This is a genomic window from Virgibacillus sp. LDC1 (assembly GCF_025792345.1).
Lineage (GTDB): Bacteria > Bacillota > Bacilli > Paenibacillales > Paenibacillaceae > Paenibacillus_AQ > Paenibacillus_AQ lautus.
The window spans coordinates 140,411-165,639 of record NZ_JAOXLZ010000002.1 but is presented as its reverse complement, the minus strand read 5'-3'; the positions used below and the strand labels follow the sequence as shown (position 1 = coordinate 165,639).

21 protein-coding genes are annotated in these 25,229 nt (G+C 52.2%); 9 read left to right on the top strand and 12 right to left on the bottom strand.

Annotation, left to right across the window (positions count from 1 at the left end; translation table 11 throughout):
- Positions 1-91: 91 nt before the first annotated feature.
- From OHJ21_RS21425 to OHJ21_RS21410, 4 genes are all read right to left on the bottom strand, one after another.
- The gene (locus OHJ21_RS21425; RefSeq protein WP_100539669.1) at positions 92-1,882 is read right to left on the bottom strand and encodes an acyl-CoA dehydrogenase family protein; all 1,791 of its coding nucleotides are present in this window, start codon (positions 1,880-1,882) and stop codon (positions 92-94) included.
- 562 nt (positions 1,883-2,444) lie between these two features.
- Positions 2,445-3,635: an acetyl-CoA C-acyltransferase gene (locus tag OHJ21_RS21420; RefSeq protein ID WP_100539668.1), complete on the bottom strand. Its 1,191-nt coding sequence runs from the start codon at positions 3,633-3,635 to the stop codon at positions 2,445-2,447.
- Between the two features lie 235 nt (positions 3,636-3,870).
- A complete protein-coding gene (locus OHJ21_RS21415) occupies positions 3,871-6,312 on the bottom strand; it encodes a 3-hydroxyacyl-CoA dehydrogenase/enoyl-CoA hydratase family protein (protein ID WP_486021111.1) in 2,442 nt (813 codons plus the stop codon).
- Complete coding sequence (locus OHJ21_RS21410) at positions 6,309-8,489, bottom strand: (Fe-S)-binding protein (RefSeq protein ID WP_486021110.1); 2,181 nt, start codon at positions 8,487-8,489, stop codon at positions 6,309-6,311. The genes OHJ21_RS21415 and OHJ21_RS21410 overlap by 4 nt, the downstream gene beginning before the upstream one ends.
- 467 nt (positions 8,490-8,956) lie before the next feature.
- Between OHJ21_RS21410 and fadR the strand changes: the two genes are divergently transcribed.
- The 3 genes from fadR (at position 8,957) to OHJ21_RS21395 (ending at position 11,598) form a co-directional block, all read left to right on the top strand.
- Positions 8,957-9,547 (top strand): fatty acid metabolism transcriptional regulator FadR, encoded by a 591-nt coding sequence (gene fadR, locus OHJ21_RS21405; RefSeq protein WP_100539665.1) that lies wholly within the window; start codon positions 8,957-8,959, stop codon positions 9,545-9,547.
- 39 nt (positions 9,548-9,586) lie between these two features.
- On the top strand, positions 9,587-10,354 hold the full coding sequence (locus OHJ21_RS21400; RefSeq protein ID WP_394057635.1) for an electron transfer flavoprotein subunit beta/FixA family protein: 768 nt from the start codon (positions 9,587-9,589) through the stop codon (positions 10,352-10,354).
- A 266-nt stretch (positions 10,355-10,620) separates the two neighbouring features.
- Positions 10,621-11,598 (top strand): electron transfer flavoprotein subunit alpha/FixB family protein, encoded by a 978-nt coding sequence (locus tag OHJ21_RS21395; protein ID WP_486021109.1) that lies wholly within the window; start codon positions 10,621-10,623, stop codon positions 11,596-11,598.
- Between the two features lie 182 nt (positions 11,599-11,780).
- Here OHJ21_RS21395 and OHJ21_RS21390 read toward each other — a convergent pair whose 3' ends face one another.
- Positions 11,781-12,098 (bottom strand): MazG nucleotide pyrophosphohydrolase domain-containing protein, encoded by a 318-nt coding sequence (locus OHJ21_RS21390; protein ID WP_100539662.1) that lies wholly within the window; start codon positions 12,096-12,098, stop codon positions 11,781-11,783.
- 218 nt (positions 12,099-12,316) lie between these two features.
- On the opposite strand from OHJ21_RS21390, the gene OHJ21_RS21385 reads away from it, so the two are divergent.
- Complete coding sequence (locus tag OHJ21_RS21385; RefSeq protein ID WP_486021108.1) at positions 12,317-12,895, top strand: LOG family protein; 579 nt, start codon at positions 12,317-12,319, stop codon at positions 12,893-12,895.
- 185 nt (positions 12,896-13,080) lie between these two features.
- On the opposite strand, the gene OHJ21_RS21380 is transcribed toward OHJ21_RS21385, so the two are convergent.
- Together OHJ21_RS21380 and OHJ21_RS21375 are read right to left on the bottom strand one after the other, a co-directional pair.
- Positions 13,081-13,824 carry an SDR family oxidoreductase gene (locus OHJ21_RS21380; protein WP_486021107.1) on the bottom strand — a complete coding sequence of 248 codons (744 nt, stop codon included), beginning with the start codon at positions 13,822-13,824 and terminating at the stop codon, positions 13,081-13,083.
- A 310-nt stretch (positions 13,825-14,134) separates the two neighbouring features.
- The gene (locus tag OHJ21_RS21375) at positions 14,135-14,725 is read right to left on the bottom strand and encodes a TetR/AcrR family transcriptional regulator (protein ID WP_243390893.1); all 591 of its coding nucleotides are present in this window, start codon (positions 14,723-14,725) and stop codon (positions 14,135-14,137) included.
- Between the two features lie 233 nt (positions 14,726-14,958).
- Between OHJ21_RS21375 and OHJ21_RS21370 the strand changes: the two genes are divergently transcribed.
- Positions 14,959-15,942: a helix-turn-helix transcriptional regulator gene (locus OHJ21_RS21370; protein WP_326111765.1), complete on the top strand. Its 984-nt coding sequence runs from the start codon at positions 14,959-14,961 to the stop codon at positions 15,940-15,942.
- 98 nt (positions 15,943-16,040) lie between these two features.
- On the top strand, positions 16,041-16,658 hold the full coding sequence (locus tag OHJ21_RS21365) for a GyrI-like domain-containing protein (RefSeq protein ID WP_326111767.1): 618 nt from the start codon (positions 16,041-16,043) through the stop codon (positions 16,656-16,658).
- A gap of 97 nt (positions 16,659-16,755) precedes the next feature.
- On the opposite strand, the gene OHJ21_RS21360 is transcribed toward OHJ21_RS21365, so the two are convergent.
- Both OHJ21_RS21360 and OHJ21_RS21355 read right to left on the bottom strand, forming a co-directional pair.
- Positions 16,756-17,469, bottom strand: a complete 714-nt coding sequence (locus OHJ21_RS21360) for a class I SAM-dependent methyltransferase (RefSeq protein WP_326111769.1) — start codon at positions 17,467-17,469, stop codon at positions 16,756-16,758.
- A gap of 98 nt (positions 17,470-17,567) precedes the next feature.
- A complete protein-coding gene (locus tag OHJ21_RS21355) occupies positions 17,568-17,909 on the bottom strand; it encodes a hypothetical protein (protein WP_486021106.1) in 342 nt (113 codons plus the stop codon).
- Between the two features lie 139 nt (positions 17,910-18,048).
- Here OHJ21_RS21355 and OHJ21_RS21350 point away from each other — a divergent pair, with 139 nt between their 5' ends.
- Together OHJ21_RS21350 and OHJ21_RS21345 are read left to right on the top strand one after the other, a co-directional pair.
- A complete protein-coding gene (locus tag OHJ21_RS21350) occupies positions 18,049-18,810 on the top strand; it encodes a kanamycin nucleotidyltransferase C-terminal domain-containing protein (RefSeq protein WP_486021105.1) in 762 nt (253 codons plus the stop codon).
- Positions 18,811-18,977: 167 nt separating this feature from the next.
- Positions 18,978-20,726 (top strand): M28 family peptidase, encoded by a 1,749-nt coding sequence (locus OHJ21_RS21345; RefSeq protein WP_486021104.1) that lies wholly within the window; start codon positions 18,978-18,980, stop codon positions 20,724-20,726.
- Positions 20,727-20,869: 143 nt separating this feature from the next.
- Here the strand turns inward: OHJ21_RS21345 and OHJ21_RS21340 are convergent, their stop codons facing one another.
- On the bottom strand, positions 20,870-21,313 hold the full coding sequence (locus OHJ21_RS21340; protein WP_100539654.1) for a DUF3888 domain-containing protein: 444 nt from the start codon (positions 21,311-21,313) through the stop codon (positions 20,870-20,872).
- 216 nt (positions 21,314-21,529) lie between these two features.
- Between OHJ21_RS21340 and OHJ21_RS21335 the strand changes: the two genes are divergently transcribed.
- Positions 21,530-22,477, top strand: coding sequence for an alpha/beta hydrolase (locus OHJ21_RS21335; protein ID WP_486021103.1), 948 nt, complete (start codon positions 21,530-21,532; stop codon positions 22,475-22,477).
- 838 nt (positions 22,478-23,315) lie between these two features.
- On the opposite strand, the gene phnX is transcribed toward OHJ21_RS21335, so the two are convergent.
- Positions 23,316-24,134 carry a phosphonoacetaldehyde hydrolase gene (gene phnX / locus OHJ21_RS21330; RefSeq protein WP_100539650.1) on the bottom strand — a complete coding sequence of 273 codons (819 nt, stop codon included), beginning with the start codon at positions 24,132-24,134 and terminating at the stop codon, positions 23,316-23,318.
- A complete protein-coding gene (phnW, locus tag OHJ21_RS21325; RefSeq protein ID WP_486021102.1) occupies positions 24,131-25,225 on the bottom strand; it encodes a 2-aminoethylphosphonate--pyruvate transaminase in 1,095 nt (364 codons plus the stop codon). Before phnW ends, phnX begins: the two co-directional genes overlap by 4 nt.
- Positions 25,226-25,229 lie beyond the last annotated feature (4 nt).

Below are 25,229 nucleotides of genomic sequence, written 5' to 3'. Positions count from 1 at the left end.
CCCTTTCCTAAGGAATGCTCCTTCTTTCCTACTCCAAGAAAAATCTCTCTCTTTTGAGGTTACTTACGCATCGTATTGGCGTTGATGCGTGTTACACCGTGTACCGCTCGTTCTTGACCACGCGGGCTGCGATGCTGCGCTTGAGGGCCACCGTATCAACCGGCGTGCAACGCGTCAGTTTCTTGAGCACCGACAGCTGCATCCGCAGCATATCCCCGGTTTCCACCGAGGCCAGCGTCTCTTTCGCGAGTGCTTCAATGCGCTGGAACGCCTCGTATGCAAACACCTGCGTCATCTCGATCATGCTGGCTGCTTTTTCCTCGGAGGTGCGTTCGATTTGCTTGCGGGTACGCAGCAGCGCACTCTCGAGGGCATAAATATCAATCATCATATCCGCCAGATTGGACAAGGCCTCCTGCTCTTTCTCCAGCTTCGTGCCGAACTTCTGTACCGCCAAACCACCCGCGAGGAGGAAAATTTTCTTACTCATGTCCAGGAAGTGCGCTTCCTGCTCCAGTGTGCCTTCGAAGGTTTGACCAGGTACCAGCTGCAGCAGCTCACCCTGGAGACCTTGCGCTTTTTGCAGGAGCGCGATCTCGCCCTTCATGGCCTTCTTCACAAGCGTGCCCGGAATCAGGAGCCGGTTGATCTCGTTCGTGCCTTCAAAGATGCGGTTGATGCGGGAGTCCCTATAGATGCGTTCTACTTTGTACTCTTGGATATACCCATAGCCCCCGTGAATCTGCACCGCTTCGTCTGCCACATTATCGAGTCCTTCCGAACAGAACACCTTGTTGATCGAACACTCAATGGCATAGTCGGAGATCGCGGCCGCCGAATGGATGCCTGCATCCTCGCTGTTGTAATCGATGTCCTGCATCGCTTCGTCCAGCAGTCCTGCCGTACGGTACACCATGCTCTCCATCACGAAGGCGGTGATGTTCATCTCGGCCAGCTTCTTGCGCATGAGCGGGAACTGCGAGATGGGCGTATCGAACTGTTTACGTGTGTTAGCATATTTCGCGCTCAGCTCAATCGATTCCTTTGCCGCACCGACCGTGCCGGCTGCCAATTTATACCTACCGATGTTCAGGATGTTGAAGGCGATCCGGTGGCCCTTGCCAATCTCGCCGAGCAGGTTCTCCTTCGGCACCTTCACGTCTTCGAAGAAGAGCGGACGCGTCGACGAGCCTTTGATGCCCATCTTCTTCTCCTCCGGTCCGAGTGTGAAGCCCTCCATCTCCTTCTCGACAATGAACGCGGTGAAATGCTCTCCGTCAATCTTGGCGTAGACGATAAAGATATCCGCAAATCCGGCGTTAGTTATATATAGCTTCGATCCGTTCAAAATATAATAGTCTCCGTCGTCGGACAGGCGTGCCGTCGTTTTGGCACCCAGCGCATCCGAGCCGGAGGTCGGCTCCGTCAAGCAATAAGCCGCGATTTTGGCGCCGGTCGAGAGATCCGGCAGGTACTTCTGTTTCTGCTCGGTCGTACCGAAGAACACGATCGGCAGCGTTCCGATCCCGACATGGGCCCCGAAGGAAAGCGCAAAGGACGAACCCTTCGCCAACGCTTCGTTAATAATCGTGGAGCTGACTTTATCCAGGCCGATCCCGCCGAACGGCTCCGGTACATCGGCCCCGAGCAGGCCCAGCTCGCCTGCTTTGCGAAGCAGGTCTACCGTCATCTCGTAATTCAGCTTCTCGAGCTCTTCATCGTGCGGCACGACTTCCCCGTCGATAAAATCGCGCACCGTCTCGCCGATCATGCGATGCTCTTCCGTGAAATCCTCCGGTGTCAGGATGCGCTGCATATCGGGATTATCGATGACAAAGCTGCCGCCTTTGATTTTCGGTTCTTTGGTTTGGTTATCGCTCATGATTGGTTTCCCCTTTCGGAATGTGGAATAAGGTGGAGTGCAATGGTGGCCTTGGTGTTGCAGGGAAGCTATATGAAATCTCACTACTTGCACAATAGTGGTCGCTCCGCGTGCGGATTTTACTTCCGATCGCTGTTGAGTTTGGATTTCAGGGAATGAATTGATCAATAGTAGAAATCCAAACCCAAAGGCGACCGCTGCCGCTTCTCCAGTACAATTCCGCCCTCTCCGCTGGGTTGGCGCAAACTAGTTAATCCCCTAAGTTCAAACCCCTGCCTCCGGCTATCATTACACTCGCCTGTGGTTGGAGTGAGTGGTGCGGTATCCGGTCCGCGTACGGAGCAGACACGGCACTGAGACTACATTACAGAGTCAATAGACTGGTCATGTACCAATAGAAGATCGGTAGATTTGATATCGAAAACCTAAATATCGTTTATCGAATACAATCAGAAGCATTGTTGAGCTAACGAATTCAAACCCAAACTAAACAGCTGCGAGAATCCCGCCCCATATCCCTCCAGACGCTTGGAAGGTAGCCTAACTCTGCACCACCTACTCCTTACGCCCCAGCAGCATGCACCTCAAACACCCCCGCGGCGCCCATGCCCCCGCCGATGCACATGCTCACGACACCATAGCCGCCGCCGCGGCGGGCGAGCTCGGAGACAAGGCTGACGGTCAGCTTGGCACCGGTGCAGCCGAGCGGATGGCCGAGCGCAATGGCGCCGCCATTGACATTGACCTTGCTCTCATCGATATTAAGCGCGCGGATGATGTGGAGGCATTGCGAAGCGAACGCTTCGTTAATCTCGAACACATCGACTTGATCCAGCTCGATGCCCGCCATGCGCAGCGCCTTCGGGATCGCTTCGACGGGGCCGACGCCCATAATCTCCGGCTCTACGCCTGCCAGGGCAAAGGATTTGAAGGTAGCCAGCGGGGTAAGGCCCAGCTCCTCCGCTTTCTCGCGGCTCATGACGGCTACGGCCGCCGCGCCGTCACTCGTCTGCGACGCGTTGCCCGCGGTAACCGAGCCGCCGAGGGCAAAGGCCGGCTTCAGTTTGGCCAGCACATCCGGGGTCGTGTCCGGCCGGACCCCTTCATCCGTATCGAAGGCAAAAGTTTTGCTGCGCACCTTGCCCTGCTCATCGGCCGAAGCGAGCGATACGTTCACCGGCACGATCTCGTCCCGGAACTTGCCTTCCGCGATGGCAGCGGCCGCCTTGCGGTGACTGCTGGCCGCAAAGGCATCCTGCGCCTCGCGGGTGATGCCGAAGCGGCGAGCCACCTCTTCCGCGGTGTGACCCATACCGATGTACACCTCAGACATCTCCTCCACGATGGTCGGATGCGGGGCCGGCTTGAAGCCGGTCATCGGCACATGGCTCATGCTCTCAACGCCGCCGGCGACGATCACCTCGGCATGGCCGAGCATAATGCGCTCTGCCGCAAATGCGATCGCCTGAAGCCCCGAGGAGCAGAAGCGATTGACGGTCAATGCGGGAACCGTGACCGGATACCCCGCATACAGCGAGATAATCCGTGCAACATTCAGGCCCTGCTCGCCTTCCGGCATTGCGCAGCCGAGGATGATGTCCTCGACATCCTCTTTTTTCAGGCCCGGCGCACGCTCAATGACGGCTTCCAGTACGGCTTTGCCGAGATCCTCTACGCGTGTCTGGGCAAAACTGCCCTTCTTCGCCTTCCCCACCGGGGTGCGAGCAAGGGATACTATGACTGCTTCTCTCATGCCATTCACCTCATCAACTTAAAATGGTTGGAACCATTACCGTTTATAATTGCTGGCCACTAATCGGCCATGAAATGAATTCGTAATGGATAGAGCTAATACAGATTAAAGTGCCGCCACTATCAAACTTCGACAGTATGGATATCCTGCCGCCGTGTACTGTATGCACCGTTAATTTGGTGAATTGTACGTTGCGACTGATAGATTATCTCTTGGCTGTGAAGCTCTCATCGCCCTAATTTCGAAGCGGCTTGCCTTTTGCCAGCATATGCTGCATGCGCTGCTGGGTTTTGACCTCGCCGAGCAAGCTGAGGAACGCTTCGCGCTCCAGGTCGAGCAGATGCTGCTCGCTCACCACGGTTCCCGCTGGAACATCGCCGCCGGTCAGGATGTAAGCCAGCTTCTTCGCGATCAACAGATCGTGATCGCTGATATAGCCGCTTCGCTTCATGTCGATGGCGCCCATCTGAAGCACGGCCCGGCCGTCGCGGCCGACAACACGGGCTTTGCCCGGCTGCGGCGGAACATAGCCTTCCCGGTCCATCTCTAATACCGCTTGCTTCGCTTCATGGATCCGGTAGTCCTGGTTCATGACCACCGAATCTCCGCTCCGCCCATAACCCATGCGAATCGCTTCATGTCCGCTGGTCGATGCCTTGGCCATCGCCACCATCTCGAAGATTTTGTTGATCTCCGGCTGGAGGTCGCTGTCCTTATCGGGGTGACGGTTGCTGGTCATGAGCGCCAGCTCCTTGCAGCCGCCGCCTGCCGGGATGAGCCCGACCCCTGTCTCCACGAGACCAAAGTAGGTTTCCGCCGAGAAAATGATCTGGTCGGCGGGCAGGCACGCTTCCACGCCGCCGCCCAGTGTCATCCGGTGAGGTGCGGCCACAACCGGCTTCTCCAACCCCTTCAGCTTCATCATGCTGCCCTGGAACAGACGGATGATGTCATCCACCTCATCCCAGTCGCCGCTCTGCGCTTCCATCAGCATGAGCATCAGGTTGGCGCCGACGCAGAAGTTGCGGCCTTCGTTCGCCAGCACCAGCCCGCGATAATTCGCTCGAACCTCTTCCACGCTCTGCTGAATCATGACCAGAATATCGGCACCGATCGCGTTGTTCGGCGAGGTGAATTCAAGACACGCAACGCCATCCCCAATATCGATCAGATTCGCCCCCGTATTCGAGCGGATGATTCGGTTTTGCGATTTGAGCGCTTGCAGCGAGATCAGCTCAGGCTGAACCTCAACGCCCTTATACTCGCCTTTGAAATAATGGAACACCTCGCCGTCCTTCTGCTGATAGAAGGACTTGTTGCCGGCGGCAATCCAATCCTTTACCCAAGCCGGGACCGTCATGCCCTCCGCTTCCATTCGCTGCACGGATTCCGGCAGTCCGATCAGATCCCAGGTCTCGAATGGACCGAGCTCCCAGTTGAAGCCCCATTTCATCGCGTTGTCGATGTCCTGGATGGAATCGGCGATCTCTCCCAGCTTGTCGGCCGCATAGACAAGCACTTGCTTCAATACATTCCAGGCCAATTCCGAGTAACGGTCCTGCGTACCCAGGAATGCCTTGATCTTCCGCTTGGCTCCCTTCACCGCTTTGGCGGCTTCGATAGAAGCGGAGCTCACCTTGGCGCTCGGATTATACTCCATCGTGGACAGGCTGAGCGATAGGATTTTGCTGCCTTGATCGCTCTTTACTTTTTTATAGAAGCCCTGGCCGCCCTTCTCACCGATCCAGCCGCGGGCGACGAGTTCATTCATGACATCGGGAACCGTGAACACATCCTTCTCGTTCCCGTCCGGCACGGAGTCGTACACATTTCTGGCAACATGGACAAACGTATCGATGCCGACCAGATCCAGCGTACGGAAGGTGGCGCTCTTCGGACGCCCGAGAACAGGACCGGTGGCCGCATCCACTTCCTCCACGGTATAGCTGTTCTTCACCATCTCCTGCAGGGTGACCAGAAGACCGTAGGTGCCGATTCGGTTCGAGATGAAATTCGGCGTATCCTTCGCCAGCACAACCCCTTTACCAAGGCGCTTCGAGCAGAATTCAACCATAAACTTCGTAATGTCCGGATCGGTGTCATAACCCGGGATAATCTCCAGCAGCTTCATATGACGCGGCGGATTGAAGAAATGGGTCCCCAGGAAGTGGCTGCGGAATTCCTCGCTGCAGTCCTCCACCATCGCATTAACGGAAATGCCGGAGGTGTTCGTGCTGACGATCGACCCTTCTTTACGCACGCCCTCAATCTGTTTGAAGATGCTTTTTTTGATCTCCAGGCGCTCCGTGACCACCTCAATGATCCAGTCCACGTCCTTCAGCTGGCTCAGATGATCCTCGGTATTACCCGGGGTGATCCGGCCCACAAAATCGGCGCTATACAGCGGAGCTGTGCTGGATTTAGGCAGAGCCGCAATGGCTTTGGTCGCAAGCCGGTTTCGTACCTTCGGATGATCCAACGACAATCCGGCTTTCTCCTCTTCGGCGGTTAAGGATTTCGGAACGATGTCGAGCAGCAGGCAGGGAATGCCGGCATTGGCGAGATGGGCGGCGATCCCCGACCCCATGACGCCAGAGCCGATCACGGCGGCTTTGGTGATGTTTCGACTTGCGACACCGGAACCGCTGACGGATTCCTTGGTAATGGTATTACTCATTGCACAACGACCTCCTGTTCATGGATTTCGGATAGACCGAATACGGATAACTCCAGGATTTCCGCGATATCTCGCGTTTTTACGCTTTCTTCCACTTCCTTCAGCTTCGTGCCGTCCTCCAGCATCGTCAGACAGAACGGACAAGCCGAACTGATCATCGTCGGGGATACGGCCAATGCCTGCTCGGTACGTGCCAGATTCACACGCTTGCCCTCGTCTTCCTCCATCCACATCTGCCCGCCTCCGGCCCCGCAGCACATCCCGTTCTCACGATTCCGCTCCATCTCCAGAAGCTCAACGCCAGGAATGGCGCGAAGCACGCTGCGCGGCTGATCGTACACATCGTTATACCGTCCCAGGTAACAGGAGTCATGATAGGTGATTTTCTCCTGTACCTGGTATTTAGGCTTAAGACGCCCTTCCTTCAACAGCTGATCCAGAAGCTCCGTATGATGAATGACCTCGGCTTCAAGCCCAAACTCCGGGTACTCGTTCTTCAAAATATTGAAGGTATGCGGACAAGCCGTCACGATTCGTTTCACATCGTACTTCTGGAATGTCTCGATGTTCTCCGTGCACAGCTGCTGGAACAAAAATTCATTGCCCATCCGGCGCGGCGTATCGCCCGAATTCTTCTCCTCGTTGCCGAGAATGGCGAAATTGACACCCGCTTCATTCATAAGCCGGACAAAGGCCTTGGTGATCTTGCGGCTGCGATTATCGTAAGAGCCCATGGAGCCGACAAAGAACAGCACGTCGAAATCCGGATTTTCCTTTACAGTCGGAATCTTCAGATCCAAAGTCCCTTCCGGATCGACCTCCTTCACCCACTTGCTCCGGTCCGCGCGGCTGATTCCCCAAGGGTTGCCTTGTCGCTCGATGTTTTGCATCGCGCGCTGGCCTTCCTGCGGCACGCTGCCCTCCATCAGAACAAGATGACGCCGGAGGTCCACGATTTTGTCAACGTGCTCATTCGCGACCGGACATTGATCCTCGCAGTTGCGGCAGGTCGTGCACGCCCAAATCTCTTCTTCCGTCATGACGCCGCCGATCAATTGAATGTCCTTCGGGTCTACGCCCTCAACCTGATGCCAGGAGCGCTTCTGCACGTCCATCGTCGGTCCGATATCGGTAATGCCCTCGCCCTTCCAGCCAACAAGGGCCAGATCCGTTGCGCCCATGGAGTGAACGCCCGGTGATCCAAACACCGAGGCAGGCATCCATGCTGATTTGGAGGTGAGCGCGGCACCTTTTTCCGTGAGATGATCCCTTAGCTTCACAATCATGTGCATCGGCGACAGCAGCTTGCCTGTATTCGAGGCCGGGCATACGTTGGTACATCTTCCACATTCAACGCAGGCATAGAAATCGAGCATCTGCTTCTGCGTAAAATCCTCAATCTTGCCTACCCCGAATGCCTCGGCCTCTTCATCCTCCAAATCCAGCTTGCTGAGCTTGCTCGGGGGATCGGTGCGGCGGACCAGAATGTTGATCGGCGCCGTAATGAGGTGAAAATGCTTCGATTGCGGCACATAGATAAGGAATGACAACAGAATCAACAGATGCAGCCACCAGAAAGCGTAATAGCAAACCGTAACCGCCACCGGCGGCATCCAGGCAAACACGGCCGCAATGCTGGAGGATATCGGTGCCATGGCCGACCACGCCAGTCCTTCCATGAGCCGTTCAAAAGCCATCGTCAGCAGCACCGAAGCCATCAGCGTGGTGATGAAAAACACGACTATGCTTGGCTTCCAGCCCCGCTTGAGCCGTTTCAGCTTCTCGCCATAGCGGCGATAGGCCGCATAACCGATAGCGAGCAGTATCAGCGCAACCGTAATCTCCTGCATGAGGATAAAGCCGGCGTGCCCCGGAATCGGCAGGCTGTGGCCGGACAATCCCTTCCAGATGATGTCGAGCGCACCGAACTGCAAAATGATAAATCCGTAAAACACGATAAAATGCATGATGCCGCTCTTGCGATCCTTAAACAGCTTGCTCTGTCCGAATACCTGGATGGCGAATTGGCTCAGGCGTTCCTTCAGATCCTTCTTCAGATTCGCTGGCTTGCCCAAACGGATATACAGGTACCGGCGATACACCACGGTGGCGAACATATACACCGCCCAACCGGTGATCAAGACAAAGAGCAGCGCGTTGATTAATGTCAGAATCATCCCTCTCAGCCCCTTGCGTTAAAAATCCTTCTTTCTTCTGATAGTCTGGTGCAGCGTCTCATTTTGCGAAGCTCCTGTCACTCCTTCCGAAACCTCTTGTCATGTGTTCATGTCGGGACATATATGAAGCGCTTTCATTAGAGGAACGAAAATAGACCTCCACATCGTGCCGTGCCGACCACGCTAAACCGAACTTCATCGTTTCTGGCTGCATCTCTTCATCCGTACATCGCTCTCATCTGTACTTGCCTGCGGATACCCAGTGACTTGTTTCTTCCGGTTGAACTGCCGTCTATTGCTCTGATATGAACGCCTTATTCTGCTGCTCTGATCCATCTGCTTCATCCATTTCGCGCTTCTTCGTAACCCATCGTTGACAACGACATGAACGTATTTTATGATGGATACAAGAAATGAATGAGTATTCATTCATAATTTTAACTGTATTCTAACACCGGGGTGAGCATATGACAAGTAAAAAAAATGAAAAATACCACCTTATTCTCCAGGGCGCCCTGAAAGTATTCGCCGAGAACGGCTACCACCGGTCCCAGGTTTCTAAGATCGCCAAAGCTGCCGGCGTGGCTGACGGCACCATCTATTTATACTTTAAGAGGAAGGAGGATATCCTGATCCGCCTGTTCCAGGAGAAGCTTGGCGAGCTGGTCGGCAAATTCCACGAAAGCGTGGAAGGAACCACGGATGCCGTTGAAGCGCTGCGGACGGTGTGCAGCATCCATTTTTCGGAGCTGGAGAGCAATCCTGAGCTTGCTTATGTCACGCAGATTGAGCTGCGGCAGAGCGATCTGGAGCTGCGCAAGGAAATCGGCAGCGCATTGAAGCCATATATTGTGCTGATCGAGAATATCCTGGAACAGGGCATCAAAGAACAGAAATTCCGTTCCGATCTGAACGTCAAACTGGTGCGCAACCTGATTTTTGGCGCGATGGACGAAGCGGTAACCTCTTGGCTGATCTCCGGCCGCAAGTATTCTTTATCCGATCAGGCGGATGAGACGCTTAGCTTTTTCCTGAACGGTGTTTCCGGCGGTCAATAAGCCCCGCTGATATTCATAATTGAAGGGAGCGTTTAACCGATGAAGATTGTGGTATTGCTTAAACAGACCTTTGACACGGAGGAAAAAATTACGATTGAGAACGGATTGATTGCCGAGGATGGGGTGAAATTCGTCATCAATCCGTATGACGAGTATGCGGTGGAGGAAGCTGTGAAGCTGCGAGATGACCACGGCGGCAGCGTGACACTCCTATCCGTCGGACCGGATCGTACGGCAGAGGCTCTGCGGACGGCGCTGGCCATGGGCGCCGATGATGCCGTGCTGATCTCCGACGAGCGAATTCCGGACGATGAATATGCGGTATCGAAGGTGCTGCATGCGTATTTGTCCAAGGAAAGCCCGGATCTGATCCTTGGCGGCAACTTCTCCGTGGACCGCGGTTCGGGTCAGGTGGCCATTCGCCTGGCGAGCCTTCTCGGTATTTCGCATGCCGGCTCCATTACCAAGCTTACGCTGAACGGTACCACGGCTGAAGTCCATCGGGACGCGGAAGGCGATCTTGAAGTGCTGGAAGTTCAGCTCCCAGCGATCTTCACGGCACAGCAGGGATTGAACGAACCCCGCTATCCATCGCTGCCTGGCATCATGAAGGCAAAGAAAAAGCCATTTCAGACGTTGACCCTGGATGATCTCGGGTTATCGGAGGCCGATATCCAGCCGGCAACGAAGCAAAGCGAGCTGTCCTTGCCGCCGGAGCGTAGTGCCGGACGCATTCTGAAGGGCGAGCCTGCCGAAGTGGCACATGAGCTGGTATCCTTGCTCCGCACCCAGTCGAAAGTGATCTAATGAGCGGGTGTACGGATGTGCCCCTTTGACTCTTGCTATTGAATGCGGTTACACAGCGCCGACAGAGAGCCATGTCATCATTCCTTATGTATTCTGATTGTATGGTTTACGGGATGTCCGTCATGCACGCTTTTCGCTTGATACGTTTCGCGAATCCGAGCAGCAGCGGTCGGAGGAAATCTCCTGAATTCGCCTAGGTTGCTCAGGATGGTTCAATCGTCAAACTCTCTTCACTTCAATCTCAATGGATCCTAGGAGGTTATGATATGAGCAAAACGATATTAGTGTATGCCGAGAACCGGGATGGGAAGCTGCGCCAGGTTGCCCTCGAGACGCTTGGCGCGGCTCGTTTGATTGCTGGTGACGGTGACAGCATCCGCATTCTGGTCGCAGGCTCGAATATTACCGAGGCCGTATCGGCCCTGAAAGCCTACGGTGCCGATACGATCTATACGGTTGAGCATGATGATCTGGAGAGCTACAATCCCGAAGCTTATATGACGGCCATTGAAGCGGTCATCGGTCAAGCGCAGCCAGATGCCGTCCTATTCGGACATACGGCGATCGGCCGCGACCTGGCACCGCTGGTGGCTGCTTCCTTGAATGCCGGACAGATCTCCGACGTAACCGTGATCGAGGCCGAAGGTGGAGAAGCGGTGTTCACACGTCCGCTCTATGCGGGTAAAGCTTTTGAGAAACGTGTCTTCCAGAACGGACCGTGGGTGGTCACGGTCCGTCCGAACAATATTCCCGCCGCGGAAGCCATCGAGGGGGCTGGCACCAGCATTGAGGACATCGCTTACCCGGCTCCTTCCCTCCGCTCCGTGGTAAAGGACGTCGTTCGCAAGGCCACGGGTAAAATCGACCTCTCGGAAGCCAAAATCGTCATTTCCGGCGGTCGCGGCGTGAAGAGTGCGGAAGGCTTCCAGCCGCTGGAGGAGCTCGCGGATCTGCTCGGCGGGGCCGTCGGCGCATCGCGCGGAGCCTGTGATGCCGGCTACTGCGATTACGCGCTCCAGATCGGACAGACCGGCAAAGTGGTCACGCCCGAGATCTATATTGCCTGCGGCATTAGCGGCGCCATCCAGCATCTGGCCGGCATGAGCCAATCGCGGGTTATTATCGCCATTAACAAAGATCCTGAAGCACCGATCTTCAAGGTAGCCGATTACGGCATCGTCGGCGATCTGTTCGATATCGTCCCGCTGCTGACGGAGGAATTCCGCAAGGTCCTGGTAACGTAAGACTTCTTATTGGTTTATCCCACGGCAACATGTCAAAAAAGGCTGCTCCAAAAGGTCCAAGGGACCTGGAGCAGCCTTTTACCTCGTAAGTTTTGCCGTAACAATGCCCCCTTCGGTTACGAATCATTCCTGGGGAGGCAGCCTCGTCAATGGGATGCAAAACAGGAACTAGCGTATTACCTTTACGAACCAAACCGCTTCAGCAGCTTCTGCTGATGGGCCGTAAATGCTTCTTCCAGCGAAATGTCATAGAGATCCGCCAACAGTGAAATGTTGCCGAGCACGTCGCCGATCTCCTCCACCAAATCCTGCTTGAGCTGTTCTCTGGATTGAACCTCCTCGTCGGGGCGGTCCCTGCCGATCTCATAAGCGCGGACGGCACGCGCTGTTTCCCCTGTCTCCTCCATCAAAAACCCAACGCGAATAAAGGGACCGTACTGGGTCCAGCCTCGCTCCCCGTAAAACTGTTTAATCCACTGCTGTGCTTCATTCATATCCATACTTGTGCTACCTCCGCGATTCCCTGGGATGACTTAACCTTTACTTTTTACACAATTCAAGAACAAACTCATGATAATGCTAACATGTATGCCATAAGATAAGAGGGTGCCATCTGATGATCATTAACAATATAGTCCATCGATGCCATGACATAAATCACTATATATAGTATAATTACACAGATTAAATATCAACATCTTGTCAAGGAGTGTGCGAATTGAAAACGATATGCGTATTTGCGGGATCGAACATGGGGGAACATCCAGACTATAAAGCGAAAGCTTCCGAGCTCGGCCAACACATTGCCCACAACCAATACAAGCTCGTTTACGGCGGCTCCAAAATCGGATTGATGGGTGAAGTAGCTAATGCCGTTCTGCAGCATGGCGGTGAAGTTATCGGTGTCATGCCGAGGGGACTGTTTAAAGGGGAGATTGTACATACCGAGCTGACCCAGCTCATTGAAGTAGCGGATATGCATGAGCGCAAAGCGACGATGGCGAAACTGTCCGACGGGTTTATCGCCATCCCGGGGGGTTTTGGAACCTTTGAGGAATTGTTCGAGGCATTGTGCTGGTCGCAAATCGGAATTCATCAGAAGCCGATCGGACTGCTGAATGTCCGGGAGTATTATGAACCGTTCATGAAGCTGATTCAGTACAGTATCACGGAAGGTTTCTCCAATGCCTCCCACTTAAACCTGATCAACATCTCCGATGACCCGCTCAAGCTGCTTGAGCTCATGGATAGCTACACGCCTCCGACGCTGGACTTGAAGTGGAAGGACCTGGATTAAGTGTCTTGAATGCTGTAAGTGTCTTGAGTGCTGTGATTGCCTTGAGGGAGATAGCGCTCTCAGGAGGAAAATTCTTAGGCTCAAGAATATGTTACAGGTAATTATGGCGCCTTTGCGCGATCTACCGTAAATGAAGAATGCACCGGGAATCCCGGTGCATTTTTATTTTTGCCATAGCAGCGATATTACACAAACCCGCCATTCACGCGGAGCGTTTGACCCGTGATCCATTTCGATTCTTCACTTGCCAGGAACAGCACGACCCCTGCAATATCATCCGGTTCGCCTAGGCGTCCGAAGGAGTTCATGCTCACGATCCCCGCAATCTGTTCCTCCGACTTACCTACGGTAAATAGCTCCGTATTAATCGGCCCCGGCGCCACCGCGTTAATTGTAATTCCTTTGGGTCCGAATTCTTTGGCTAACTGACGCGTAAACTGCTCCACAGCGCCCTTCGTGCCTGCATATACGCTGTATGCCGGAAACATCTGTCCAGCTACCGACGTCGAGAAATTGATAATGCGGCCGCCCGAGTTCATATGGTGAAAGGCCTGCTGGATCGCGAAATACGTTCCCTTCACGTTAATCGCAAACTGCTGATCGAAATCTTCCTCCGTCATGGCCGCAATCGGCTTGGTTGTCATGATGCCGGCATTGTTCACGAGAATATCGATTCCGCCATAAGCCTCGATCGTTTCACTAAACAAACGTTCAATTGCTGCTACCTGACTTATATCGGCTTGAATGGCCCGAGCTTCGCCGCCGCCTTGCTTAATGGCGCTCACCACTTCCTCAGCTTTAGCGGGACTGCTCGCGTAGTTTACAACCACCTTAGCCCCGTTCTCCGCAAGCCTCTCCGCTATTTCACGCCCGATGCCTCTGGATGCTCCCGTTACGATAGCTACCTTGCCCGATAAACTCTTTGTCATGGTACAACCTCCCGCATAGGAATTAGGTGCACGAAAATCTCATCAGATGATCCTCTGATCTGTATGTCCTTTTTGTAATTTGATTATATGTCTCCGTATAACAAATTACAAGTGACAATTTTATATTTTTGTCATTTGTAATGGAGTGAGAACAAAAAAAGACGCTATCCCATGCGAGTATCGCCAAGAATAGCATCTTTTTAACGTAGGGGGTGATCTCACCGCGTTAGCTCCCGACGTGCTATGTGGTGTCGTATAACGGAGGACTCGAGCACATCCTTATTCCCCCTTGCTATTAATCTAGCCTGTTTTACTGTTTCGTGATTCCGGATAACAATAGCGTCCACACCGAGTCAAACTCGGCTTCAATCTCCTTCGAGGTCCACTGAGAGGCATGCGCCGGATGGTGAAACAGGGACGTTGCCATGAAAAAGGCTTTTGCCACTGACTCCGACTGACCAGGCTTAAATTCACCGACAAACATCCCATGATCGATGATCTGGGCAATCTGTCCGATTAACAGCTTTACATGCGTATCAATCACCTTGACGGCTTCCAGCGTCACGGTTGTATACATGGCAAACATCTCGGGATCCTCGAGGACATAAGCCCGTTTGGCCCGGATGAGGGTATCCGTCCATAACCGCAAGCGATTAGCGGCGCTCCCTTCCGTTCCGTCTGCAATCTTCTGTAACGGATCCGCAATCCGCTGCAGCCACCGTTCCGTTACGGCTTCTCTCAGAGCGGCCTTGCTGGGAAAATGCCGGTATAAAGATCCATGGCTCACTTGAAGCGCCTTGGCAACATCGACAACCGAGGTCTTGTCGGGGCCATAGCGCCGAAGCGTCTGCTCGGCAGCATCCAATATGGCTTCTTTCGTTAATGGCTGGTCATGTGACATAGGTTCAATGAGCACTGGAGCTTTCCATTATAGCCCAAATGCCCATCTTCACGCCCCCTCTCTGTTGAACACATTATAACAAACCATCATTCAATATCAATATTGAACTTTTGTTATTTGTTATTCTTGAAATCCCGGCCTCATCCCCTTGATCACACCCCCTCATGGATGGTTATAATAGCTTCATTGATCCGGATATAACCTAAATAACATGAAGAAAGCGAGTGCTGTCCATGGCTAAGCTGGACTATCTGTTATCCATCCTATGGCTGCTTCGATCGCATAAAAAAATGACAGCCGAGCAATTGGCGGAGAGACTTGAGTTAAGTGTCCGAACGGTCTACCGATACATCGACACACTGGGTATGAGCGGGGTCCCCATCATATCCGAATCGGGACATGGCGGGGGGTTCAGGCTGCCGGATTCTTTTTTAAGCGTGCCGCTGTTCTTCGAACCAACCGAGCTTAAAGCCATGGAACACAGCGCGCTTCTTGCCCGGCAAGCGGACTATCCGTTTACGGATGCGCTTGAAAAAGCACTCACCAAAATTGAGCACCGGCTTCAGGAATCCCAATTGGAAGACTTGCGGCGCCATGTCGGCAGCATCCATATCCCATCGCCATCACAAAGTGCCTTGCTTCATCCCATATTGCGCGAGTTAGAGCAAGCCGTTGCCAGACGGGAAACCCTGATCCTTCAATATGCGAAGTCCTTCAGCGGCTCCGCGGAGGAGCGCCATATTGATCCCTATGGGCTGATCTACCGGCTCGGCAAATGGTATTTGATTGCCTATTGCCATCAACGGGAGGCCCTCCGTGTGTTTCGGGTAGACCGGATGAACAGCCTATCGTTAACAGGCCGCATATTTGAAATGCCGGAACATTTCTCGGTACATGACTACATGAGCCGTATTCATGAGTACCAGGATCAGAATCCGAAGACGAAGGCGATGGAACCAACGTTGGTGACCGTTCGCCTTCAAGGTCGCACCGAGGTCTTGGACGCGATATGCAACCAGTGGTTCCTGCAGCCTTATCTTGTCACTAGAAGAACTGACGACGAGGCCGAATTCCGTATGCATCCGGATTGGATGCTGCAATACATGCCTTATGTGCTGCTTTCTTTTGGCAGAGGAATTAATGTACTTGAGCCTCTGAAGCTGCGAACCATTCTTTCCGAGACGGCCCGAGACCTGGCCGCATATTACGAGGACTGATCCTTCGATAACTTCAGATAACTTCACTGACTCCTATGCAGTCAGTGAAGTTGGTTTATGATAGGCGTAAATCATGACCATAAAGGAGAGATTTACGTATGACCCTACCTAAACTCGATCTGGCCAAAAGCGATAAAACCTATTACACCGCCGGGAACACCCCTGAGCTTGTGCAGTTTGATCCCTTGCCCTATCTGTCATTCGAAGGTCAAGGCGCGCCTGAAAGCTCTCTTTTCGAGGATGCTACCGAGGCGCTTTATACCGTTGCCTATGGCGTTAAGGGACATTGCAAGGCGGAAATTCAGGATTTTACCGTTCCCAAACTTGAAGGGCAATGGTGGGTGAACTCGGATCGGTACGGTTTGGAGGTTCCGAAAGAGGAATGGCATTGGAAGCTGCTCATTCGGATGCCGGCGTTCGTCACCCCGGAGATCGTAAGTTCCGCGCGGGACAAGGCCTTTTCCAAGAAAAATCATCTGGAACCCATTCAGCAGGTGGTATTGGAAACGATCCATGAGGGACTATGCGTCCAAATCATGCATATCGGCCCCTACAGCACAGAGCCGGATACGCTGGCGAAAATGTATGCCTACATGAAACAGCATCATTACGACCAGGACGGGCTGCATCATGAGATTTATTTGTCCGATCCACGAAAAGCCGCAGCCCCCTCCATGAAAACCATTCTCCGTGCACCTGTCAGACAGAAGAATTAGAACAGACAGAGGAGTAAAGCGCGTCCTCTCTGAAAAGGACATCCGCGCAAAAGAGGGGGCCGGCATTGCCGACCCCCTCCCGTATTTTACGCTCATTCTATATCTTGCGAATGCTTAACAGCGAATTGCCTTTCTTCATAAACTCATATGGCACTTTGACTTCCTCTACCCGAAAGCCTTCTGCCTTCAGTTCATGAATCAGGCGGTCCAAATGGGCGTAGCGGCTCCCCGATAAATCGGTCAACGGGAAGATGCGCACCTCTTCCGAGGACACTCGCAGCAGCTCCCGAACCGTCTGGACATGAAAGTCATAATCCAACCGGTCGCTGTACATAAACAGAAAATGGGCGGATAGCACCAGGTGAAACTGTTCGTTATCAAAAGGCAGCTCCGGCAGTACCGCAGCGACATAGCGATCCGGAAACTCCCTCATATCCTGAACGCAGTCGTGGAGCGCTTGCTCGCGATGCCGACGAAGCCCCTCCACATCTCCATAATAGTCCCAGACATAATTGCTCTTCGCTTGCTCCATCGTTTCCATCGCGTGCCCGATATCCTGCAGTCCCTTGGCCTCCAGGTCGTCCAGCTTATGATCATACGCAATATCACTGGCCGTTATATCGATTCCATGCTTCGAACCGTGAGCGGTGAACGAACACGCACCGGAAGGGCAATCCAATACCCTTTTGCCGGCAAGCTCCGACATTTCCAAATCAAACATTTGCGTGTACTCGTCAAACGTGCGGCCAATGAATACAACCCGGTCCAATTCCTGTTTGGTCTTGCCTTGACTCTGCTCATCTCTTCTCATCTCTTCTCACCTCAGCTATAGATTGGCTGCGGATGCGGCAGCTCCCGCACATTCCGCAAGGATATATTACCATAATATGGTGCAAAGGAATAAGAATATTATGACCCCTGCCTGTTCTTTTTAAGAAAATCTATAACATCATTCAAGTCATCCGTTTTCAAGACGATTTCTTTATCATTCACCAATACAACCATCGGAAATCTGGTTAGTCCTACAGCATCGGCCTTTTGCCTAACGGTCTCGTCCCTTACATTATGTAATGTGGTAGCCTGTAAAGCCTCTTTGTCGGCATCGGACATATGAACCTCTTCACTCCACCATACAACATGCGCCTGCTCATCCGGCTCTTTCGCGGCATTGGCATCTTCATAGAAATAATGAATTCGTAATTCATCTTCTCCTGCCGCGAGCAGTTCCTCAGGCACTTCGATCTTGCTCAAACTAGAACACCCAATCACCATCACCAAGACGAACAAAGACAGAACTCTCTTAAACTTCAATAACCCGTCACCCCCTAATACAACCGTTCTATGTATACTATAATATAGATAACTAACTTTCTTCGGAGGGGATTTCCTTATGTTACCTTATCCTGCGGCTACGACCAGAGAAGAGAAAATGAACATCATTCATCAAATCAAAAACCGGCTGCTTCAATTGCACGGCGATGACATTCTGGCCATTGGCCTGTACGGTTCGATTGCACCAGGGATTGATGGTCCTTACTCGGACATTGAGCTCCGGGTTGTTACACAGGACGGAGTCTCCCTGCCCGGGCACGAATTCATATATCCCCCTTTCAAAGTCGAAATCGGCATGGAACAAAAACAGGACATATTCAAGGATGCAGCGTCGGTGGACGACTCATGGGCGATTACAGCGGGCGCTTATGTCCATCTACAGGAAATCTATGATCCGGCGAACCTGCTCGCTGAGATTCGGAAGCTGCCCCTCCAGGTTTCGGACGAAGCCATCAAAGAAACGATGCGGGAATTCATGATCTGGGAACCCTACGAAACGATGGGTAAAATACGAAACAACGTCCAATCCGGCAACCTAGGCTACCTCCCGCTTGGAGCCAAGGACCTGACCTGGCAGACGGCCAAGCTGATTGGACTTGCCAACCGTACGTTTTACAATACAAGAGCCAAAACATTGGAGGAATCACTGTCCCTGAAATCCAGGCCTTCGGGATACGATGAGCTGGCACAATTGGTGATGCGGGGTCAGCTTCTCCAGATCGATCATGTGTATGAGCTTTGCGAACAGCTCTGGACCGGTCTGAACGCGTGGTATGAAAAAATGAATATTGAATATAAATCAAAAGAGCTTCCATTCTGATGGAGGCTCTTGCTTTGTGTTAAGCATGGAATGCTGATCATTCTCAATCTTATATTGACACATGTCATATTCTGGAACTACGCTGTGTAAGAGCCGATTTCTTACATAAGATGAAAGATCGCTTCACGAAACGCCTGAATGATCATAAAAGGAAGTGAGTATTTATCATGCAAATTCAATTGAGTAGACCGCCGGATTACAGACCTCCTTATTGGCTGCCGCTTACAACCATCCTCACCGTCATACTCGTTATCTCCCTCATGCTGTGGTTCGAGAAGCCGCCGGAAGCCAGAAATATCGATGCGCCCGCAACCGAGTTCTCTGCCGAACGCGCGATGGCGCATGTCGAGCGCATCGCACAAGAGCCCCATCCGATGGGTTCGCCTGCCAATGCGGAAGTCAGAGCTTACTTGGTGGAACAGATGAAGGAGCTCGGCTTGAACCCGGACGTTCAAGAATTTAATGGCCGTCTGACAACCAAGTACATCGACGCCGACATTCAGCTTACGAACATTCTCGGCGTCATTAAGGGCACCGGATCGGGCAAACCGCTCCTGCTTATGTCCCACTATGACTCGGTCCCTACCGGACCCGGGGCCAATGATGCTTCGGTAAGCGTAGCTTCTTTGCTAGAGACGGCAAGAGCGATCCAAGCCGGACCTCCGCCGCAGAATGACATATGGGTTCTGCTGACAGACGGGGAGGAGAGAGGTCTGCTTGGTGCTGAGGTGTTCTTTCAGGACCCGGCACATCGTGAGATTGGCATGATCGCGAATTTTGAAGCCCGGGGTTCAAAGGGTTCGTCCTTCATGTTCCAGACCAGCGACAGGAATAGTCGGATCATTGAAGAATACGCCCGGGCCGTATCCAATCCTGTCAGCAACTCGCTCTTGGTGGACCTCTACAAACAACTGCCAAACGATACCGATCTGACGGTGGCGCTTGAGCATGGTCTCCCGGGACTGAACTTTGCCTATGGCGAAGGGTGGGTGGCCTATCATACCCCGATGGATAACACGGAGAACGTCTCCCTAGAGACGATGCAGCACCAAGGCGAGAACGCGCTCGCCGTGGCCAAACATTTTGGCAATCTCGACTTGACTGACCTAACTTCAACAAGCGACCGTATTTATTTCAATCTATTTGGGCTGCTGGTTCATTACCCTGCAAAATGGGCGATCCCGATCACCCTGGTGTTCACGGCGATATGGCTGGGTTTCACAGCACTGTTTGCCCGTATCTCCAGACTCTCCCTCAAGAGAAGTTTGATCAGCTTCTTAACCCCGATTGTGGCCGTCGTTCTCTCGACAGCGCTGAGCTTTGGCTTATGGTCGCTAGTTGATACGTTATGGGCAGGCAAAATGACGCAGCCCACAGGCGCAACCTATGATTCACTCCTGTACAGTGTCAGCTTCATCCTGGTAACGTTCATCGTTCATGTTGCCTTCACCCGCTGGATCGTGCGGAAAGCCAATGAGATGGAGATGCTGCTGGCGGGCGCGTTCCTGTTCCTGCTGCTGCTTATCGGCTCAACCTGGTTCCTGCCGGGCGCAAGTTATTTATTTGCGATTCCGCTGCTGGTCCATTACGCGGCACTGGCATGGGCGGCATTTACCCGGGACCCGATCGAATCCTTAAACCATCCGGCTGTCGTACTGGGAACATCCCTGATTCCTGTTCTGATGTTCACTTCGGTCTTTCATATTGTGTTCCTCATGCTGCCGCCAGGGATTCACCTATTCAGCGTGGTTCTGATCGGGCTGATACTTGCCCTGATGTCCCCGGCAGTACGCATGCTTGCATATGCCTGGAAATGGGTACTGCCGGCTGCCTTCATCGCCATCATCGTTCTGCTCGCTATCGGCTGGATCCAGGCCGAACCCGGGCCGGATCGGCCGGTTTACGAGAGCTGGTAATCATTGCAGGTACCCTTCCTGCTGCTTCAATGCTGGAGGGTGTGACACCCGATTAAACGCTCCATCATGATCCCCATGCCAAACAAGCAAACGCGCGAACCGCGTTTGCTTGTTTTTTTGACATTGGATCGGTTTCGCCGCTGTTACTTCACGATATCTTGCCAATGCGGGGGTAGCTCATACGTCTCCAGATGTTTGTATTCCACCAGCTTGACCATACCGCCGGGAATCGTCGGAGCCACTTCAAACACAAGCCGATCCTTTCCAACCGAAATATGGGGACCGACCGTTGGGCTGGCCTCAAGCGTAATGATGAAATGAAAACCGCGGAATCCGTTCACCCGCTTCACTCCGGTCACATCTACAAAGTATGGATAAACCAGCGGCTGCTCCTTCAACGTATGGATATAATGCCCGCGAACCGCCTCATCGATATGAGGAAGCAGAAATAGCATCAGCATATCCTGATATTGCAGCTGCGCACTATCTTTCTTCGGCGAGGAATAGTTCCCCTCCGCATGGGACGGCAGCGGTACACCCATAACCGTAACGACGGCAAGAAATAGGCTGATGAAGCGTTTGTTCATAATTCTCTCTCGCCTCCTTGCTGCAGCTCTTTATATTTAGGCTACCCCAACCGATAGGATTGATGTAACACCCGCGAAACGAACGTGATCCGCGATATAGATTAATCAGGGCGCGTGCGATATGATAGGTGGAAGGAACGATCTCGTATCGGCAAATGCCTTCCATATCACCTTCATTCATCGTGTTCTACGGATACGGGAGGATATACAATCAACATGAAAAAAAGGATTAAAATCATGTCAGCAGCTATCATCGCATTTCTGGTTGTCATTATTATCGCAGCAAGCTTCTACTTCTATAATGTCGCTATTGCCCGCGCCGACAAAGGCTTTCTGAACGGTAACCCGGACCTGGAAGCCAACTCCAATATCGACAATCCCTTTGCGGACAGCAAGGATTGGTGGGCCCAGCAGAGCTTCGAGGAATGGAACCTTACGTCAGACGACGGTCTGAAGCTGCATGCTTACTATTTACCTGCCAAGGTATCAACGGATAGAACCGTTATCATTGCCCACGGCTACTCCGGTCATTCGGAGCAGATGAGCGGGTTCGCCCAAATGTACCATGAGGACCTGGGTTACAACGTGCTTCTGCCCGACGCGCGCGGCCATGGACGAAGCGAGGGCGATTACATCGGCTTCGGCTGGCCGGAGCGCAAAGATTATCTGAAATGGATTGATCAAGTCATCGGGCATACGGGTGAAGACACTCAAGTCGTCCTTCATGGCGTGTCCATGGGCGGTGCAACGGTCATGATGACCAGCGGCGAAGAGCTTCCTCACCAGGTAAAAGCCATAGTGGAGGACTGCGGGTATACCTCGGTTACGGATGAGCTGACCTATCAGCTGAAGCGCATGTATAAGCTTCCGTCCTTCCCGCTGGTTCAATCCACAAGCCTGTTGACCAAGATTCGCGCCGGATACTCCTTCGGCGAAGCATCCGCACTGGAGCAGGTCAAGAAATCCAAAACACCGACGCTGTTCATTCATGGCGGCGGCGATTTGTTCGTACCTACCGAGATGGTGTATGAGCTGTATGAGAATGGTCCGGAGCACAAAAGACTGTTCATCGTCCCCGAAGCGGGTCACGGCATGGCGCGCCAGTTCGATCCCCAGGGATATGACAGGGAAGTAACAGAGTTTATAGGTACGTATGTGTTATAAGAGAAATGAAGAAAAAGAGCAGCCCATGCGGACTGCTCTTTCATTTTTTGATAAGGGGAAGAATATACAATTTATCAGCTTCGCGGTCACATTTGTCCCGTACTGGCGGGATATACTCCATAAATCTGAACGAATAGAAGGCGTAGAACATGAACATAAGATTCTTAATTAGAGACCAAGATTAAGTTCACCTACTATTTGTTTAGGTTCGGAATTATGCTATAATTTTGGATATCATGTAAATGTTTCCAATATTTTCTGAATAAATATATATACTTAACATCAACCACTGCGATGAGTCCAAAAAATCTCCAACAAAAGGATCTATTAAATTGCTGAATTAATCTTTGTAGTTCCATTATAGAAAGGATGAATTATTAATGCATAGTGTTGTTGGAGTACAGGAACTCATTATATTTATAGTTATCATGATAGCAAATTACCTTATAATTTATCTGATTATTAGTAATGCAATTTCAAATTCAGGATTGAAATCGGAAATTGATAGTCTCAAGAACGAACTAAAAGATATTAAGAAATTACTAGTTGATAATTCGGCAAAAACACTTGGGGATAACAGAAATAAAGATATCTGAAAGCTACCTAATTCACTTTAAGTGAATTTATGTTACCAGAACATACCATATTTTAGCAATTTTCTTCATATCCACCTATCTCTTCACAAATTCTACAACCCAAATATTCCGATAAGAAAACAAAACGACCGCTTCCAGTAGAGTACTGTGAAGCGGTCTTCTCTTAAACATGTCTTTTTTAATTCGTATCTACTTGACGGGGGTATGGCCATCTCACTCGGTTTCTTTACTAAAATACCATCCTAGCGCTGAAGCCCCGGTCTTTTCCCCTCAGCCAGCATACCGTTAATTCTCTCGATTAATTCCGGCAGCTCGTTCATCGTCCGAATCGTAAAATCCGCCCCGTGCTGGATAAACGTCTGTTCAGTTCTCGAAATTGCGGCTTCCCGGTCCGTCGCTGACAGGGCATGGAACTCTTCTGAACTCAGGCCCATTTCCGAGCTGCCAATGACAACGCCAACCGACCATACGCCTGCGTTCACGCCTTCCTTCACGTCCGAGACGGTATCTCCCACCTTAACGACCTTCCAGGAAGCCGATAACCGGAGAGACTCCATATTCCGATAAATCATGTACGGATAAGGTCTTCCTTGGGAATTCGTGTCATCCGGCGTGAAATAGACATCCGGGCTGTAGCCCTTTTGCCGGGCATTTGCCACCACGACCTCCATCATGCTGCTCGTATAACCTGTCGTAGAACCAATCTTCAAGCCTTGACTCTTCAAAACTTCAACCGTAACGATGACACCCGGGATCGGGTCCGTGTACTCGGATAAGGAAGCCATCAAGGCCGGCTCGAATTCCGCATACAACCGCTCCACGTCCTGCTCATCGAAAGCTCTTCCGTACTTCGCTTCCCACAGCGACGACACTCTCGGCATGGACAGCATGGCACGAATATGGTCGATCTTCAGCATCCCCATCGGTGCTCTCGCTTCATCCATCGTCACTTCAATGCCCGCATTCATGAAAATATCGACAAACACGTTCACCGGTGCAAAGCATCCAAAATCCACAGCCGTTCCGGCCCAGTCCAATATAACGCCTTCGATTCTGTTCATTGTGCCATCACTCCCCTATACTCTTCGATGATATGACATAACTGCTCGATATCCTGCTCATAGATTTCTCCGATATTCCCAATGCGGAAGGTATCCACGTCGGTCAGCTTGCCGGGATATATCACATAGCCTCTTTCCTTAATATAAGCGTAAAAGTGCTCGAAGCTAAATCCTTCACTCGGGAATAAAAACGTGGTGATGATCGGAGATTGCTTGTCATCGGTGATATAAGAGTGAATACCTATCTGCGTCAATCTCTCCCGCAGCAGGCGATTGTTATTCCGGTAGCGGCTGTATCTCGCCGATACACCGCCTTCTTCGTTCAGCTCATCCAACGCCTTGGAGAAGGCGGCCACCACATGGGTCGGCGAGGTATATCGCCATTTTCCGTCCTGATCCATGCCTTTCCACTGATCATACAGATCGAGCGCCAAGCTGCGGGCAATCCCTTCGCATGCTGCGAGCTTGTCCAGCTTGGCGATGACGAATCCAAACCCTGGAACGCCCTGGATGCATTTATTCGCACTGCTGATCAGATAGTCGATGCCAAGTCCCTGCACATCGATTTCCATTCCGCCAAAGCTGCTCATCGCATCGATTATGAGGGTTTTGCCATGTTCTCTGGACAGCCTCGAGACCTTCTCCAGCGGATTCAGAATCCCGGTTGTCGTCTCGCAATGTACCATCGCGATATGCGTAATCCCCTCATCCTTAAGCAGTATGGCTCGCAGTTCATCCTCGCTTGGATGTTCATCGTAATTCACTCTGTACTCCACGTAATTCAGTCCGATATACGCCGCCATTTTCACGATCCGCTCACCATAGGCGCCGTTTGTTACGATCAGCACTTTATCGGCATTCGATATGGCGGATGTCATCACCGCTTCGACGGCAAACGTGCCGCTTCCCTGCATCAGCACGGCGGTGTACCGCTCTGGATCCGCCCCGGCGAGTGCCAGAAGCTGCGACCTGATTTTTTGCGTAATCGATTTATATTCATCATCCCACGTGCAGCGGTCAAAGAGCATCTCCTCTTTCACCGTCTTGGTTGTCGTCAAAGGTCCTGGTGTCAAAAGCTTGTAGGTATTCATGTCA